Raw genomic sequence first — 16,437 nt, 5'->3', positions numbered from 1 at the left:
CGGGTAACACTGGTGGGCGTGTCACCGGGCCAGGATCATCCGCGCCCGCCCATGCCCCTGCTGCGCGGGCGCGGCGACGAGGAGAGCGTACTGCTGCGGCTGCTGGACGACGCCCGCGACGGGCGGGGCGGAGCCCTGCTGCTGACGGGCGGGGCGGGCATCGGCAAGACGGCGCTGCTCGATCTGGCCGTGGCCCGCGCGACGCCCGATTTCCTGGTGCTGCGGGTGTCCGGCGTGGCGGCGGAGTCGCGGCTGCCGTACGCGGGGCTGCACGGCCTGCTCGGCCCGATCGCCGGAGCGGCGGACGTGCTTCCCGAGGCGCAGGTCCGTGCTCTGCGGGAGGCGCTGGAGTCCGGTACGACGGCTCCCGGCCTCGCACTGCCCGCCGCCGTGCTCGGTCTGCTGACGGCGGTCGCCACAGGCGGTAGCCCTGTGCTCGCTTGCGTGGACGACGTGGACCACCTCGATCCGGTCAGCAGGGACGCGCTCGCGTTCGCGGCCCGTCGCCTCGGCCGGGCGCGCGTCGCCCTCCTGTTCGCCGCCCGATCGCCGTCCGGGCTCGACGGCGTGCCGGTCCGGGCCGTCGAAGGGCTCGGGCAGGAGGCCGTACGGGAGCTGGCCGCCGACCTCACGCCGGAGCGGCGGCTGCCGGAGGATCTGGTCGCGGCGCTCGACGCCGTCGCCCGCGGCAACCCGCTCGCGCTCACCGAGCTCATCGGCTCGCTCACCCCCGACCAGCTCTCCGGGGCCGCCGCCCCTCCCACGACGCTCCCCCGAAGCGGGCGGCTGTGGCGTGAGCACGCCGCGCTGCTCGCCGCCCTCCCCCGCGAGACCCGGCGGCTGCTGCTCCTGATCGCCGCCGATCCCGTCCTCGACGTGGCCACCCTCCTCCGGGCCGCCCGCCCCGCCTGCGCCCTGACCGCGCTCGAACCGGCCGAGCGGGCCGGCGTCCTGCTCGCCACCGGCGACCGGTACGCCTTCCGCGACCCGGCCGTACGCGCCGTGGCCTACGGCGACGCCTCCCTGTCCGAGCGCCGGCACGCCCACCACCTCCTCGCCGCCCTGCTCACCACGCCCCCCGCCCGCCACCATGACCGCCACCATGACCGCCACCATGACCGGCACGGCGACCGCCACGGCGACCGGCACAGCGACCGGCACAGCGACCGGCACAGCGACGACCGGCACGGCGACGACCGGCACGGCGACGACCGGCGCACCGGCCGCCGTCGTGACCGCCGCGCCCGGCTCGACCCGGCCGCGCGCCCCGACGCTCCCGGCGACGCCGCCGGCGCGCGGCTGCGGCGGGCCTGGCACCGGTCGTGGGCGCTGGACGCCCCCGCCGCGCGCCTCGCCGACGACCTGGCCGCCGCCGTGTCCGCCCTGACCGCCGTGGCCGCGCGTCCCCTGGACGACCATCCGGAGCCGTACCTGGCGCTGGAACGCGCCGCCGACCTCACCGCCCACCCCACGCTCAAGGCCGAGCGCCTGGCCGCCGCCGCCCGGCTCGCCTGGACCTCCGGCCGCCCCCAGGCCGCCCGTTCCCTCCTCGCCCGGCTGCGCGCCCTGACCGCCCCCGACCCGGCCGCGCCCGGCGCCGCCCCGCCCGACGAGCTGCGTGGCCGCGTACAGCTCCTGCGCGGCAGCCTGGAGCTGCTCGGCGGTGAGACCGGCAGCGCCCGCGCGGAGCTGCTGGCCGCCGCCGGCCGGCTGCTGGACGGCGACCAGCGCGTCCTCGGCGTCCGCGCCCTGGTCAGGGCCGCCGACGCCAGCTACCGGGCGGGCGACAACAGGGCGTTCATCGCGATCGCCCGCCACGCCGCCGCGCTGCGCCGGACGGACGAGAGCGCCCCGACGGAGCTGATGTTCGAGTATCTGGCGGGCATGGCGGCCACGTTCAGCGGCTCGCACGAGGAGGCCGCGGGCCCGCTCCGGCGCGTGGTCGAGCTGGCCGAGTCCGTACAGGACCCGTCCGTCCTCGTCTGGGCGTGCGTGGCCAGCATGCTGCTCGGCGAGGACGCCATCGCCCACCGCCTGTCGGCCCGCGCCGTCGAGTCCGCCCGCGTCCGCGGCGTCGCCTCCGCGATCCCCCAGCTCCTCGAGTACATGATCTACCCGGACTACTGGACCGGCCGCTACGCCTCGCTCGCCGAGACCGCCGCCCGCGGGCTGCGCCTGGCGCAGGAGACCGGGCAGCTCAACACGGCGGCCCAGCACCTCGCCTGGCTGGCGATCACCGCGGCGGTGGAGGGCGACCAGGAGACCTGCCGGGTACGCGCCGACGCCGCCATCGACCTCGCCGCCGCCCACGACCTCGGCCTCGCGGGCGCGATCGGCAACTGGGCGCTCGCCTACCTCGACCTGGCCGCGGGCCGCCCGGCCGACGCCGCCCAGCGGCTGCGCGCGGAACGCCGCAACAGCCACGTCGTCATCCGCGTCATGGCGACGCCGCACCTGATCGAGGCGTGTGCGCGTACCGGTGACCGCGAGCGGGCGGCGGCGGCGCTGCGCGTGCTCGAACGCTGGGTCGGCAGCACCCGCAGCCCCGACCTGCGCGCCCTCGTGGCCCGCTGCCGCGCGCTGCTCGCCCCGGCGGGCGAGGGCGACGAGCTGTTCCTGGAGGCGCTGGAGCTGCACGGGCAGGGACTGTGCGAGTTCGAGACGGCCCGCACCCGTCTGCTGTACGGGAGCGCCCTGCGCCGCGAGCGCCGCCCCGGCGCCGCCCGCAACCATCTGCACGCCGCCCTGGAGACGTTCGAACGCTACGGCGCCCGCCTGTGGACCGACCAGGCGCGGACCGAGCTGCGCGCCTCCGGCGACACGACCCGCCCCACCGCCGCCGCCCCGGGCACGGCGGCTCCCCTCACCGCCCAGCAGCTCCAGATCGCCCGGATGGTCGCCGGGGGCGCGACCAACAAGGAGATCGCCGAGCAGCTCTTCCTGAGCCGCCGTACCGTCGAGCACCACCTGCGCAACATCTTCAGCCGGCTCGGCGTGCGCTCGCGGGTCGAGCTGACCCGCCTGTTCATTTCCTGAACGTGAACCGGTGATTTCACCGATGCGCGCCTGACTGCCCGTCCCAACAATGGCGAGGTACGGCAGTAACCCCCCACGAGCAGGGAGTATGACGACGTGCAGCACTCCACCCCCCACCGCCGCGCGCGAACGTTGACCAAGCTCACCTCCGCGCTCACCCTCGCACTCACCCTCGTCGCCGGCGGCATCGCGACCGCCGCGCCGGCCCAGGCCGCGAGCCCGTACGAGCGCGGCCCCAACCCCACGGACTCCCTGCTGGAGGCGAGCCGCGGCCCGTTCGCCACCTCCCAGCAGAGCGTCTCCTCGCTCAGCGTCAGCGGCTTCGGCGGCGGCGTGATCTACTACCCGACGGACACCAGCCAGGGGACGTTCGGCGCGATCGCCATCTCCCCCGGCTACACCGCCACCTGGTCCAGTCTGGCCTGGCTCGGCCCGCGGATCGCCTCGCACGGCTTCGTGGTCATCGGCATCGAGACCAACACGATCTACGACCAGCCCGCCAGCCGTGGCCGCCAGCTCCTCGCCGCGCTCGACTACCTGACGCAGCGCAGCTCGACCACGATCCGCAGCCGCATCGACAGCTCGCGGCTGGCGGTGGCCGGGCACTCGATGGGCGGCGGCGGCACCCTCGAAGCCGCGAACGACCGCCCCTCGCTGCAGGCCGCCGTACCGATCGCGCCCTGGAACCTCACCAAGACGTGGAGCGGCATCCGCGTCCCCACCATGATCATCGGCGGCCAGACCGACTCCATCGCCCCGGTCGCCACCCACTCTCAGCCCTTCTACACCAGCATCCCGGCCTCGTCCGAGAAGGCGTACCTGGAGCTGGCCGGCGCCAGCCACTTCTTCCCGCAGACCACGAACACCACCATGGCCAAGTCGATGGTGGCCTGGCTGAAGCGCTGGGTGGACGACGACACCCGCTACGACCCGTTCCTCTGCCCGGCCCCGCGCAGCATCGCCATCTCCGAGTACCGCGACACCTGCCCGAACGGCTGACCCCCTGAGGACGGCGACGGCCGCTCCCGATCAACGGGAGCGGCCGTCGCCGTCAGCCGTCCTTGACGCACCTGGCGACGAGGAAGACCGGGTGCCGGGCGGCGTCCTGGCGTCCGGCGGTCCAGTCCTCGGGCGGCTCGGGCTCGGCGAGGACGTCCAGTCGCAGTCCGTGGCGGCGGAACGTGTTGAGGTAGGTGGACAGCGTCCGGTGGTTGGCGCCGACCTGGCGACGGAGTGAGGAGAGCTCGGCGTCCGCCCGCCACCAGCCCTCGTCGTGGTAGCGGCCCCCTTCGGGCCAGGAACCCGAGACGTGGTGGCCGCCGGGGAAGCAGGGGTGCAGGATCGAGCAGACGAACGTTCCCCCGGGGCGCAGGGCGCGGGCGGCCGCCGTGACGGCGGCGTCGAGGTCGTCGATGTCGGAGAGGCCGAAGTTGCAGGTCACGACGTCGTACGGGGACATGGACAGCCAAGGTTGCTCCGGCGCCGTGACGTCGGCGTGGACGTAGGTGACGCCCAGAGCGGATTCGCGTTCCGCCAGGCGGGCCCTGGCGAGCAGGGCCCCGGAGATGTCCACGCCGGTGACGATGGCGCGGCGGCGGGCCAGTTCGCGGGTGATGCGGCCGTGGCCGCAGGCGAGGTCGAGGATCCGGCGGCCGGCGATCGGCTCCGCGAGGGAGAGCAGGCGGAGAGAGGCCGGGTCGTCGATGCTGTCCGGCCAGCCGGACACGTAGAAGTCGGCGACGGCGTCGTAGCGGGCCGGGCTGGGTGACATGCGTACGACGGTATGTCCGGCTCCGAGGGGCGGGCCAGGGTTGTTCACGCTGGGCAAAGAGTGGTTCATGGCGGGGCACGGATCGGGTCGCGGCGGGGGGGGGGGGGGGGGCGGCGGGAGGAGGATCGCCAGCGGGTCGGGCACGTACGCCACGTTCGCGCGGGGGGACGGGACGGAATGGGCATGCCGGGGATCGCGGCGGTCGTCGCGTTCGCAGTGCTGGGGGCCGGGGGCGGCGACTGGGGTGACCGGACGGGCCGGCCGGGAGCGACGGGCCTGAGCGGCGGCGGTCCGGCCGTAGCCGCTCCCGCGACGACCTCGGCCGCTCCGGTGACGGGCACGGTCGCTCCGGTGACGGGCTCGGCCGCTTCGGTGACGGGCTCGGCCGCTTCGGTGACGGGCTCGGCCGGTCCCTTGGTGGGCTCGACCGCTCCGGCGGCGGGCTCCGCCGTGGGCCGGGACCGGCGTGCTCCCGGTTCCCCTGGCGGTGCGGGCGAGGGAGCGCGGGTGGATCGGCCGGGGCGGGGCGAGTGGCGGTCAGGGGCGCTGGCTGAGTGGCTCGGGCCGAGGTCCGCGGGAGAGCCTGACGAGAGGGACGATCCGTCCCGCGAGCCGGGGCCGGGCGGGCGACAGCCCAGCGGACCACAGCCGGGCGGTCAGCAGCCGGGCGGTCAGCAGACGGGGGAAGCGCGGGGAGCGCAGCCCGGCGGGCCGCAGCCGGGCGGGACAGGGGCTGACGGGACAGGGGCTGAGCGTGAGGTCCGGTTGCGGGTCCGGCAGGAGGCGGTCCCTGGGACGCTGCCGGTCGGTGAGCGGGCCACGCTGCGGGTGACCGTCACCAACGCCGGCCTCGCCGACGCCCAGGACGTCACCGTCACCGACACGCTGGACCCCGCCCTCACCCTGGACGTGGCCGGGCTTCCCGACGGGTGCGCACGCGCGGCCGGCCGGGCCGTCACCTGCGGCGGACCAGGTACGACACTCCTCCCCGGCCAGGACGTGACCTACGACCTGCCGGTCACCGTGGACCCGTCGCTCCAGGACGGCGCCGAGGTCTCCGCCCGCGCCGAGGCCACGGCCTCCCCGGCGGAGGCGGACGGCACGGAGACGGCGGAGGCGGCGGACGCCGCGCTGCTCACCGCCCCGGTACGGGCGTTCGCCGACGTGGAGCTCGTCATGGCCGCCCCGCCCGTGGTGAACGCCGGCGACGTCATCGGCTACCTGCTCACCGTCACGAACCACGGCCCGGCCCGGGCGGCGGGCGTCACGGTACGGAGCCGCGACCGGGGCGCTGGGGCCACGGTCACCGACCGCCCGGCCGCCGAGTGTCCCGGCAGCGGCCGTACCGTGGCCTGTGACCTGGGCGATCTGGCCCCCGGCGAGGTGCGTACGCTCACACTCGCCATCGCCCCCGCCTCCTCCGTCCCGTTCGAGAACTGCGCGACGGTCCGGACGGCGGGCCGCGACCGTGACCTCGCCGACAACCGCTCCTGCGCGTCCACCACCCAGGTGGAGCCCTCGCCCGCTCCCGCGGAGTTCCCGCCCCCGCCCGGCGGCCAGGACCGGCCGCCTGCGGACCGCGGGGAGCCGCCCGCGGAGGCCCCGTACGACGAGCCGGCGCAGCCCGCGAACGAGTCCTTCGCGCCCGCCGCCGAGGACGCCGACGCGAAGGACTCCGGCGGGGAGGGCGACGGCGTGGCGGAGGAGCCGCGGACGGCCGGCGAGGTGGCCGCGTACGGCCTCCCGGTGACGGGCGTGTCGTTGTGGATGCTGGCGCTCGGCGTCCCGCTCCTGCTCGCGGTCGGCCTGCTGGTACGTTTCCTCAGCAGGCGCGAGCGCGCGGGAAGGGCCCGCTGAGGTCGTCAGCGGGTGCGAGGCGGCGCCAGGGCGTCGCGCGTCCACGATCCCAGCACCAGCAGCGTCTTGGTGCCCGTCACGTCCCCGGCCCGGCGCAGCCGGTCGATGACCTGCTGCAGGTGGCCGAGGTCGCGTACGCGGACGTGGATCAGCGCGTCCGGGTCGCCGGCGATCGTGAAGACGGCCACCACCTCCGGCACCTCGGTCGCGGTCCTGACGATCTCGCTGACCGGCGTCGTGCCCGGGTAGCGCAGCTCGGTGAACGCCTCGATGCCCCAGCCGAGTTTGGCGTAGTCGATCTGCACGGTGAAGCCGGTGATGACGCCCAGGTCGCGCAGCCGGTCGACGCGCCGTTTGACGGCGGCGACGGACAGGCCGACCAGCTCGGCCATCTCGGAGAACGTCCTGCGCCCGTCCTCCCTGAGCAGCCGCAGCACATGGTGGTCGATCTCGTCCACCTCAGGCATGCCCGATCCCCTCCCTACGGCGCAAAGATGACCCGCTTCGCGGGCCGGAATCCTCATATTGTTTGCGTCTTGGGCGCACCTTCTCATCTAATACTTGCGCATACCAGCCCGGCTTGCTGTGCTGGGCGTCACAGCGGAACGGTTCAAGCAGGAGGTAGCGCGTGGGCGCGAGCGTGACTCCCACCCCGGTGTCGCTCGACGACAGGTACACGGCGCGGGACGGCCGCGTGCTGATCTCGGGCATCCAGGCCCTGGTCCGACTGACTCTGGAGCAGCGGTGGCTGGACCGGGAGCGCGGGCTGGACACGCGGGCGTTCGTCTCCGGCTACCAGGGCTCGCCGCTGGGGGGCGTGGACCTGGAGATGGGACGGGCCGCGCGTTTCCTGGACGAGGCCGGCGTGGTCTTCCGCCCGGGGCTGAACGAGGAGCTGGCCGCCACGTCCGTGGCCGGCACCCAGCTGCTCGGCCAGGTGCCCGGCCGCCGCCACGAGGGCGTCACCGGCTTCTGGTACGGCAAGAACCCCGGCCTCGACCGCGCCGCCGACGCCCTCCGGCACGCCAACGTGGCGGGCACCGCCCCGCTCGGCGGCGCCGTGGCCTGGATCGGCGACGACCCCGGCTGCAAGTCCTCGACGCTGCCCAGCTCGTGCGAGCCGATGTGCCAGAGCCTGTCGCTGCCGCTGCTCGCGCCCGGCTCGGTCGCGGAGATCGTCGAGTTCGGGCTGCACGCGGTGGCCATGTCCCGCGCGACCGGCCTGTGGACGGGGCTGAAGATCGTCGCGGACATCGCCGACGCCTCGGCCACCGTGGACCTCGGCCCGCTGCGCGCGGGCGTACCGGCGCCGGAGCGCGTACCGGCCAGGCCCTCCCCCCTCCTGCTCGGCCCGGCCGCGCTGGACGCCGAGCACGACATGCTCACCCGCCGCCTCGACCTGGCCCGCGCCTACGCCCGCGAGCACGGGCTCAACCGGGTCATGTCGGGCGCGAACCAGACCCGGCTCGGCATCGTGGCCTCCGGCACCACGTACGCGGTGGTGCTGCGCGCCCTCGCCGACCTCGGCCTGGACGAGCGGGCCAGGGACGACCTGGGGCTGCGGCTGATCCGGCTGGCGATGCCGTTCCCGCTGGCCCACGACGACCTGGCGGCCATGACCGCCGGGCTGGAGCGGGTGCTGGTGGTCGAGGACAAGGTCCCGTTCCTGGAGGGGCAGGTCAAGCAGGCCCTGTACGGCGCCGAGCGCCCTCCGGCGGTCTCCGGCCGCGACCTGCTGACCGCGCGCGGCACGCTGGGCGCCGAGGACGTCGCCGGGGCGATCGCCCAGTGCGTCGGCCCCGACCGCCTGCCCCGGCAGGCCGTCACCGTCCGCAAGGCGGGCCTCGCCGGGACGCGGCTGCCGCTGGTGGCGGCGCGCACGCCGTACTTCTGCTCGGGCTGCCCCCACAACACCTCCACCCGCGCCGCCGACGACACGCTGGTCGGCGTCGGCATCGGCTGCCACGCCATGATCGCTCTGGACGGGCACGGGCGCGGCACCCAGGTCGGCCTCACCCAGATGGGCGGCGAGGGGGCGCAGTGGATCGGGCTGGCGCCGTTCACCGAGGACCGGCACTTCGTGCAGAACCTCGGCGACGGCACCTTCCACCACTCCGGCTCCCTCGCGATCAGGGCCGCCGTGGCGGCCGGGGTGACGATGACGTACAAACTGCTCTACAACGACGCCGTCGCGATGACCGGCGGCCAGCGCGCCGAGGGGCGGCTGGACGTGCCGGCGCTCACGCACGAGCTGGCGCTGGAGGGCGTACGCCGGATCGTGGTCACGACGCCGGAGCCGGAGACGTACAAGGGGGTGCGGCTGGCGGGCATCGCCTCCGTCCGGCACCGCGACGAGCTGGCCGCGGCGGAGCGGGAGCTCGCGGCGCTCGACGGGGTGACGGTGCTCATCCACGACGACCGGTGCGCCGCCGAGGAGCGGCGGCTGCGCAAGCGCGGCAAACTGCCCACACCCACGCGCAAGGTCGTGGTGAACGAGCGGGTCTGCGAGGGCTGCGGCGACTGCGGCGAGGCGTCCACGTGCCTGTCCGTACAGCCCGTCGACACCGAGTACGGCCGCAAGACCCGCATCCACCAGCCGTCCTGCAACTCCGACCTGAGCTGCCTGAAGGGCGACTGCCCGTCGTTCCTGCTGGTGGAGCCGGGGACCCGCCCCGCCGCGGGGAAGACGCCCGCGCCGCCGGTGGAGCCGCCAGAGCCGGACCGGCCCCGCGGCGACGTGCTGATCAGGATGCCGGGCATCGGCGGCACCGGCGTCGTCACCGTCTCGCAGATCCTGCAGATGGCCGCCCACCTCGACGGGCTGCACGCGGCCGGGCTGGAGCAGACGGGCCTGGCGCAGAAGGGCGGGCCGGTGGTGAGCGACGTACGCATCTCCGCGCGCCCGCCCGAGGGCTCGGTGCGCGCCTCGCGCGGCCTCGTGGACGTGCTCATCGGCTTCGACGTGCTGGGCGCGGCCTCCGACGCGAACCTGGCCATGGCCGCCCCCGACCGTACCGCCGCCGTGCTCAACACCGCCGTCGTGCCCACCGCCGCCATGGTGACCGGCCGCATGCCGGTGCCGGGCCACGCCACCGCCGTCGCCCGGGTCCGGCAGGCCGCCCGCGAGGTCTTCTGCCTGGACGCGCACGAGCTGGCCGAGGCGCTGTTCGGCGACCACATGCCGGCGAACCTGCTGCTGCTCGGCGCCGCGTACCAGCGGGGCCTGCTGCCGGTGTCCGCAGAGGCGATCGAACGGGCCGTCACGCTCAACCGGGCCGCGGTCGAGCAGAACCTCGCCGCCTTCCGCTGGGGCCGGGCCGCGGTCGCCGACCCCGAGACCGTCCGCCGGGCGGCGCTGCCGGCCGCCGAGGAGCCCGTGGAGAAGCTGGACGAGGTGGTGGCCGTCCGCGTCGCCGACCTGACCGGCTACCAGAACGCGGCTTACGCCCGCTCGTACGCCGACGAGGTGCGCGGGATCGGCGAGCGGGCCGTCGAGCGCGCCGGCGAGGAGGCGGGCACGGCGATCGCCCTCGCCTACGCCCGCGGGCTGCACAAGCTGATGGCGTACAAGGACGAGTACGAGGTCGCCCGCCTCCACCTCGACCCCGCCGAGCGGGCCAGGCGCGAGCGCGAGTACGGCCCCGACGCGAAGGTGTCAGTGCTGCTGCACCCGCCGGTGCTGCGCGCGATGGGCATGAAGCGCAAGATCGAGCTGAGCCGTTCCGCCCCGGCGCTGTTCCGCGGGCTGCGGGCGGCGCGGGTGCTGCGCGGGACGGCGTTCGACGTGTTCGGGCGGGCCAAGGTCAGGCGCGTCGAGCGCGAACTGGTCGGCGAGTACCGCGAGCTGGTGCGCGCCGCCCTCGACCGGCTCACCCCCGCCACCGCCGCCGCCGTCGCGGAGCTCGCCGCGCTGCCCGAGCTGATCCGCGGGTACGAGGACATCAAGCTGGCCCGCGTCGCCGAGTTCCGCGAGCGCGCCGCCGCCGCACTGGCCCGCCTGGAAGAACCCGCCCCGAGACAGGAGGAAGCGTGACAGTCGAGCGCCTGCTGCCCAACCAGGACGCCGCGGACCTCATCGACCTGACCCGCGAGATCGCCGACAAGGAACTCGCCCGCCGCGTCGACGAGCACGAACGCGCCGAGACCTACCCGGCGGGGCTGTTCGCCACGCTGGGCGAGGCGGGGCTGCTCGGGCTGCCGTACCCGGAGGAGCAGGGCGGCGGCGGCCAGCCGTACGAGGTGTACCTCCAGGTCATCGAGGAGCTGGCGATGCGCTGGGCGGCCGTCGCGGTCGCGACCAGCGTGCACACGCTGGCCTGCTTCCCGGTCGCCACGTACGGCAGCGCCGAGCAGCGGGCGCGATGGCTGCCCGACATGCTGGCCGGGCGGATCATCGGCGGCTACAGCCTGTCGGAGCCACAGGCCGGCTCGGACGCCGGCGCGCTCGCCTGCAAGGCTGAACGCGTCCCGGACGGCTACCGGGTGACGGGCAACAAGGCGTGGATCACGCACGGCGGGATCGCCGACTTCTACGCGCTGTTCGCCCGCACCGGGACGGGCTCGCGTGGCATCTCCTGCTTCCTCGCGCCCGGCCGCGCCGACGGCCTGACGTTCGGGCGGCCCGAGGAGAAGATGGGCCTGCACGCCGTACCGACCACCGCCGCCCACTACGACGGCGTGCTCCTGGAGCCCGACCGGCTGATCGGCGAGGAGGGTCAGGGGCTGCAGATCGCCTTCAGCGCCCTCGACTCCGGCCGGCTCGGCATCGCCGCCTGCGCGACCGGCCTGGCCCAGGCCGCCCTCGACGAGGCCGTCGCCTACGCCAAGGAGCGGCGCACGTTCGGCAAGAAGATCATCGACCATCAGGGCCTGGGCTTCCTGCTCGCCGACATGGCGGCCGGCGTGGACAGCGCGCGGGCCACATACCTGGACGCCGCCCGCCGCCGCGACGCCGGCCTCCCGTACAGCCGCCAGGCGAGCGTCGCCAAACTGGTCGCCACGGACACGGCGATGAAGGTGACGACGGACGCGGTCCAGGTGTTCGGCGGGTACGGGTACACGCGGGAGTTCCGGGTCGAGCGGTACATGCGCGAGGCCAAGATCATGCAGATCTTCGAGGGCACCAACCAGATCCAGCGCCTGGTGATCAGCCGGCACTTGGCCAAGTAGCCCCTGCCATACGAGAACCCTCCTTGCGGAGCTCGACGTCGTGGGCCAGGAAGGGCGCGAACTCCGTCCAACGGTCTCCCACAGGCGCACGATCGCCGGATACGTGGTCACAGCGCGATGCGGACGGTCTTGACCTGGGTGTAGGTGTCGAGTCCTTCGAGGCCGCCTTCGCGGCCCAGGCCGGACTGCTTGTAACCGCCGAAGGGGAGGTTGCCGGTGCTCATCTCGGCCCAGGTGTTGATCCAGACGGTGCCGGCCTCGATGGCTGCGGCCATGCGGTGTGCGGTGGTGAGGTTGGTGGTCCAGACGGAGGCGGCCAGTCCGTAGTCGGTGTCGTTGGCCTGGGCGATGGCGTCGTCGATGCCGGTGAAGGTGGTGATCACGCCGACGGGGCCGAAGATCTCCTCGCGGACGACGCGCATGCCGGGGCGGACGTCGTCGAGGAGGGTGGGGGCGAAGAAGTATCCGTGGTCACCGAAGCGCCCGCCGCCGGTCACCACGTTCGCGCCCTCCTCGCGGGCGATGTCGAGGTAGGAGCTGACGCGGTCGAACTGCGCCTTGGTGGAGAGCGGTCCCACCAGCGTGCCCTGGGTCAGCGGGTCGCCCGGGGTGAACGCCTCCATCGTCTTCAGCAGCTTCTCGACGAACTCCTCGCGGATGCTCTCCTCGACGAACACCCGTGATCCGGCGACGCAGGCCTGTCCCGCGTTACCCAGGAAGCCGGCCGCCACGCCGCGGACCGCGACGTCAAGGTCGGCGTCGGCGAAGACGACCGACGGCGACTTGCCACCCAGTTCGAGCGTTGTGCGCTTGAGCGTGTCGGTGGCCTGGCGCTGGACCAGCTTGCCGGTCGCGGTCGATCCGGTGAAGGCGATCTTCGCGACACCGGGGTGCGCGACCAGCGCCTGGCCCGCCTCGGCGCCCAGGCCGGTGACGACGTTCACGACGCCGGCCGGCAGGTCGGTGCCGGCCAGCAGTTCGGCCAGGCGCAGCGTGCTGAGCGAGGCGGTCTCGGCCGGTTTGAGCACGACGGTGTTACCGGCGGCCAGGGCCGGGGCGAGCTTGCCGGGCAGTTGGCCCATCGGTCCGTTCCAGCCCCAGATGATGCCGACGACGCCGAGGGGCTCCTTGCGGGTGTAGGCCATGCGGTCCTTGCCCGCGGGAACACTCACGCCGGACAGCTTGGTAGGCCAGCCCGCGTAGTAGCGGAAGACCTCACTCGCCTCGGCCAGCATGTGTGCGGTCAGCATGCGGGGTGCGCCCATGTTGACCGAGTCGATGGTGGCCAGTTCGTCGGCGTGCTCCTCGATGACGTCGGCGATCTGGTGGAGGATCCGGCCGCGCCGGTCGGGGCTCATGTCCGCCCAGCCGGGATCGGTGAACGCCGCGCGCGCCGCCTTCACCGCGGCGTCGACGTCGGCTGCCTCGCCGCGCGGCACGCTGGCCAGCGTCTCCTCGGTGGCCGGGTCGGTGTTCGGCAGCGTTCGTCCGGAGACTGCGGCGACCTGCCGGCCTCCGATCCACATCATCCGCTCCCCGGCCCGTACGAACGCGGGGATGTCGCGGCGGGCAATGTCGGCGACGGGCGGGACGCTCACCGTTGCGGTCATGGTCGTTCCTCTCCTGGTGTCCTGATCAGCAGATTCGTCCTAATCGGATTGCCTGTCCGGTTAACGTAACGGACAGACTATCCGTTTGCAAGAGGAAGTGAGAAGGGTATCCGGTACGCTGAGGTTCTGGACGCCGAAGGAAGGAGCATCCGCCGTGAGCGATGAGCCCGCCCCTGCCCGACGTGCCGACGCCGAGCGCAACCGGTCGAAGATCATCGCGGTCGCCCGCGAAGCCTTCGCCGAACCCGGTGCCGCACCGTCGATGGCCGAGATCGCCCGACGTGCCGGCGTCGGCATGGCCACGCTCTATCGCAACTTCCCCGGCAGACTCGAACTGGTTGAGGAACTCTTCCGTCACACCGTCGACGACATGTGCCGAGCCGCAGAATCCGTCAGTGGCGACACGCCCGGCGAGGCCTTCTTCGCCTGGCTCATGCGCTTCCACGCCATCGGCGCCCGCAAAGGACCTCTCGCCTCCGTCCTCCTCTCCGAATCCGCCAACGGCACCCCCATGCTCCGCGCCAGCCGCTCCCGCACCATCGCGGCCGGCGAACCCCTTTTCCGCGCCGCGCAACACAGCGGGGAAGTACGCGACGACGTCTCTCTCGGACAGATCCTCGACGGCCTCGTCGCGCTCGCCGGCATCGACAACGGCCCGGACTTCCCCGGCGCCCTGATCCGCATCCTGCTCGACGGTCTGCGTCCGAATCCGCACACCACGGGCGGATCGCCGACTGCCGGTGAAGGCGTGGACATCCCCACGACCACAAGAAGGAGCGGGTGATTGGCGTCCGTCTCCCCGTAAGACCGAGCGCTGCCGCCGGAAGCTCGGGCGCGCCCGCGAGCCCTCATCGGTGCAGGTCAGAGCAGCTCTCCGGTCGCTCGATCAAGTCCCGGGAGAGGCTGCCTCGTGAAAGCCCGAGGCTGGAGTACGGCTGACCGAGGCTCAGCGGGTTACGGCGAGGCTGCCCGCCGCAGGAGCCGCCACCTGGCCAGGTAGCCTCTGACGTGTTCGGCCCCCTTGCTCATCAGGTGTGTTCTCCGGCCTGGCCCTTCTTGAGGTCGTCGAGGCCTCGCCGGCAGACGGCCAGCTGGATGTTCTCGCTGAGGGCGTTGGCGAGAACCACGCTGGCGACGATCGGATCATGGCAGGGCGGGGTTCCGTGCTGGCTGCAGCCGCCTTTCGCGGCCGTACTGGCTGGGTTCTTGTACCAGCTCGAAGGCTGGGGGGCGAGGATCTCCACGATGGTCGATCTCATGGCTCTCAACGTAGAAAGCCGCGTCGTCCGTAGCAAGCCCGGGGAGTGGGGTTGGGTCGGGGCTGTTTTGGGTGGTTCGGTCGTTCTGGGGGCGGTTGGGTGGCATCGTGGGCGTATGACGCGGGATCTGGTTCGGGGTGGCTGGGTCGGGCTGGTGGTCGGGGCCGGGGTCGGGTATCCGGTGTCGAGGCTGTACGAGGAGGACATCGAGACGTACACCGTCCTGCCTCTGGTGGTCGTGGCCGTGGCGGTGGTGGGGTCCGTCGGGGTGTGGCTGGCCGTGCGGATGAGGATCTCGCGGCCGGTTCGTGGGGCGATGCTCGCGGCCGTGTTGCTGGTGGTGGCGAAGAACGCGGTGGAGCTGGCCGTGCCGAGCCCGGGTCCTTGGCCGGCGTTCGGCGGGTTCGTCGTGCTGGCGGTCGTGAGTTGTGCGGGCGGCGCCGCGCTGGCGGGTACGGCGGCGCTCCTGCCGCGGGTCGTCGCGGCCGTGGCGGTGTGCGGGTGCGTGGTCACGACGGCGACCGTCGAGCACCGGCGTGTGGAGGCATCGGGGCAGCGGCTGCGCGCGGACCTCGTCGCGGCCTACGAGAAGTCGCTCCCGCTGGTGGTGCCGGCGGTGGTGCCGGGGCGCGTGCTGGTGGACGTGGGGGCCATCGACGACGAGGTCCTGACGCTCGGCTACGCGAGGGACGAAGGGGACGAGCCCGACGTGTTCGTCCAGGTCAGCGGCGGCGGGGATCCGCGGGAGGCGTGCGCGGCGTGGGAGCCGCGCTTCGGGCCCTGCGAGCGGGCGGCGGCGGATCGATGGCTGACGAAGAAGAAGACGGGTGGCAGGCAGGTGATGGTCGCCGGGGTGGACGGGCGGCTGGTGCAGGTCGACTCGGACGCGCTCAGCCGTGAGGAGGCTCTGGCCGTCGCCGGCGGCGGGCTGCGCGCGGTCAGTGCGGAGTATCTCGTCGAGCTCGAACTCCGGGACGGTCGGTGAGGTGCGCGCGGTCAGCCCGGGGTGGGCGACGGGTCGTACGGGGGGAGGTTGAAGCGGGTGCGGATGGCCTGCTGGACGGTCACCTTGTCGGCGCGGGCGTCCACCGTCATGACGTACTCCTTGCGCCGGAACAGCTCCAGCACCGGGTCCGTCTTCTCGTGGTAGTCGCGTAGCCGGCGCGCCAGCGCGTCCGGCGTGTCGTCCGCCCGGGTGACGAGTTCGCCGCCGCATACGTCGCACCGCCCCTCGACCTCGGGCCGGTGGGCGATGAGGTTGTAGTCCATGCCGCAGCGGGAGCAGAGCCGGCGGGCGAGCACGCGGCGGCGTACCTCGTCGTCGGGCAGGTCGAGGTGGATGACGCCGTCGATGTCGTAGCTCTCCAGGAAGAACTCCGCCTGGCGGCGGTTGCGCGGGAAGCCGTCGATGACGAAGCCGAAGTTCCAGTCGTGGAGCTGGAGCCGGTCGCGTACGACGGACTCCACCAGGTCGTCCCCCACCAGCTCGCCGGCCGCGACCAGGCGGCGGACCTGGGCGCCGAGCTTGGTGTGGTTCTTGACGTGCCAGCGGAAGACGTCGCCGACGCTGATGTGCGTCAGGTCGAGGTCGTTCGCCAGCAACGCGGCCTGGGTGCCCTTGCCGCTGCCCTGCACACCCATGATCACGTACTTGCGCATGGCTCATGACCCTACGCGGCGGTGCGCGGCGATACGTAGATTTCCGGATGACCGGCGGGCGGCGCGTGCCTAGTGT

The 16,437-nt window shown here is 73.7% G+C and carries 12 protein-coding genes; 7 read left to right on the top strand and 5 right to left on the bottom strand.

The window, feature by feature from the left end; genetic code table 11:
• Positions 1 to 18: 18 nt before the first annotated feature.
• Together Nocox_RS11455 and Nocox_RS11450 are read left to right on the top strand one after the other, a co-directional pair.
• Positions 19 to 3,036, top strand: coding sequence for a helix-turn-helix transcriptional regulator (locus tag Nocox_RS11455; protein WP_157383268.1), 3,018 nt, complete (start codon positions 19 to 21; stop codon positions 3,034 to 3,036).
• A gap of 96 nt (positions 3,037 to 3,132) precedes the next feature.
• Positions 3,133 to 4,035, top strand: coding sequence for an alpha/beta hydrolase family protein (locus Nocox_RS11450; protein ID WP_033410202.1), 903 nt, complete (start codon positions 3,133 to 3,135; stop codon positions 4,033 to 4,035).
• Between the two features lie 52 nt (positions 4,036 to 4,087).
• Here Nocox_RS11450 and Nocox_RS11445 read toward each other — a convergent pair whose 3' ends face one another.
• A complete protein-coding gene (locus Nocox_RS11445; protein ID WP_020545328.1) occupies positions 4,088 to 4,807 on the bottom strand; it encodes a class I SAM-dependent methyltransferase in 720 nt (239 codons plus the stop codon).
• A gap of 765 nt (positions 4,808 to 5,572) precedes the next feature.
• On the opposite strand from Nocox_RS11445, the gene Nocox_RS11440 reads away from it, so the two are divergent.
• A complete protein-coding gene (locus Nocox_RS11440) occupies positions 5,573 to 6,664 on the top strand; it encodes a DUF11 domain-containing protein (protein WP_026214798.1) in 1,092 nt (363 codons plus the stop codon).
• Positions 6,665 to 6,669: 5 nt separating this feature from the next.
• Here Nocox_RS11440 and Nocox_RS11435 read toward each other — a convergent pair whose 3' ends face one another.
• Positions 6,670 to 7,131, bottom strand: a complete 462-nt coding sequence (locus Nocox_RS11435; RefSeq protein WP_020545327.1) for an Lrp/AsnC family transcriptional regulator — start codon at positions 7,129 to 7,131, stop codon at positions 6,670 to 6,672.
• A 161-nt stretch (positions 7,132 to 7,292) separates the two neighbouring features.
• Here Nocox_RS11435 and Nocox_RS11430 point away from each other — a divergent pair, with 161 nt between their 5' ends.
• Both Nocox_RS11430 and Nocox_RS11425 read left to right on the top strand, forming a co-directional pair.
• Entirely contained in the window at positions 7,293 to 10,697 is a 3,405-nt protein-coding gene (locus Nocox_RS11430) for an indolepyruvate ferredoxin oxidoreductase family protein (protein ID WP_020545326.1), read from the top strand.
• Entirely contained in the window at positions 10,694 to 11,833 is a 1,140-nt protein-coding gene (locus Nocox_RS11425) for an acyl-CoA dehydrogenase family protein (RefSeq protein WP_020545325.1), read from the top strand. Before Nocox_RS11430 ends, Nocox_RS11425 begins: the two co-directional genes overlap by 4 nt.
• Positions 11,834 to 11,940: 107 nt before the next feature.
• Here the strand turns inward: Nocox_RS11425 and Nocox_RS11420 are convergent, their stop codons facing one another.
• Positions 11,941 to 13,443 carry an aldehyde dehydrogenase family protein gene (locus tag Nocox_RS11420; protein WP_020545324.1) on the bottom strand — a complete coding sequence of 501 codons (1,503 nt, stop codon included), beginning with the start codon at positions 13,441 to 13,443 and terminating at the stop codon, positions 11,941 to 11,943.
• Between the two features lie 154 nt (positions 13,444 to 13,597).
• On the opposite strand from Nocox_RS11420, the gene Nocox_RS11415 reads away from it, so the two are divergent.
• The gene (locus Nocox_RS11415) at positions 13,598 to 14,227 is read left to right on the top strand and encodes a TetR/AcrR family transcriptional regulator (RefSeq protein WP_020545323.1); all 630 of its coding nucleotides are present in this window, start codon (positions 13,598 to 13,600) and stop codon (positions 14,225 to 14,227) included.
• Between the two features lie 244 nt (positions 14,228 to 14,471).
• On the opposite strand, the gene Nocox_RS11410 is transcribed toward Nocox_RS11415, so the two are convergent.
• Positions 14,472 to 14,702, bottom strand: coding sequence for a hypothetical protein (locus Nocox_RS11410; RefSeq protein ID WP_157383267.1), 231 nt, complete (start codon positions 14,700 to 14,702; stop codon positions 14,472 to 14,474).
• A gap of 115 nt (positions 14,703 to 14,817) precedes the next feature.
• On the opposite strand from Nocox_RS11410, the gene Nocox_RS11405 reads away from it, so the two are divergent.
• A complete protein-coding gene (locus tag Nocox_RS11405) occupies positions 14,818 to 15,687 on the top strand; it encodes a hypothetical protein (RefSeq protein WP_157383266.1) in 870 nt (289 codons plus the stop codon).
• An 11-nt stretch (positions 15,688 to 15,698) separates the two neighbouring features.
• Here Nocox_RS11405 and Nocox_RS11400 read toward each other — a convergent pair whose 3' ends face one another.
• Complete coding sequence (locus tag Nocox_RS11400) at positions 15,699 to 16,361, bottom strand: adenylate kinase family protein (RefSeq protein ID WP_020545320.1); 663 nt, start codon at positions 16,359 to 16,361, stop codon at positions 15,699 to 15,701.
• Positions 16,362 to 16,437 lie beyond the last annotated feature (76 nt).

This window comes from Nonomuraea coxensis DSM 45129, assembly GCF_019397265.1.
GTDB classification, from domain to species: Bacteria; Actinomycetota; Actinomycetes; order Streptosporangiales; family Streptosporangiaceae; genus Nonomuraea; species Nonomuraea coxensis.
Note: the sequence above shows the minus strand (reverse complement) of the source record. Positions and strands in the feature narration are given on the sequence as shown.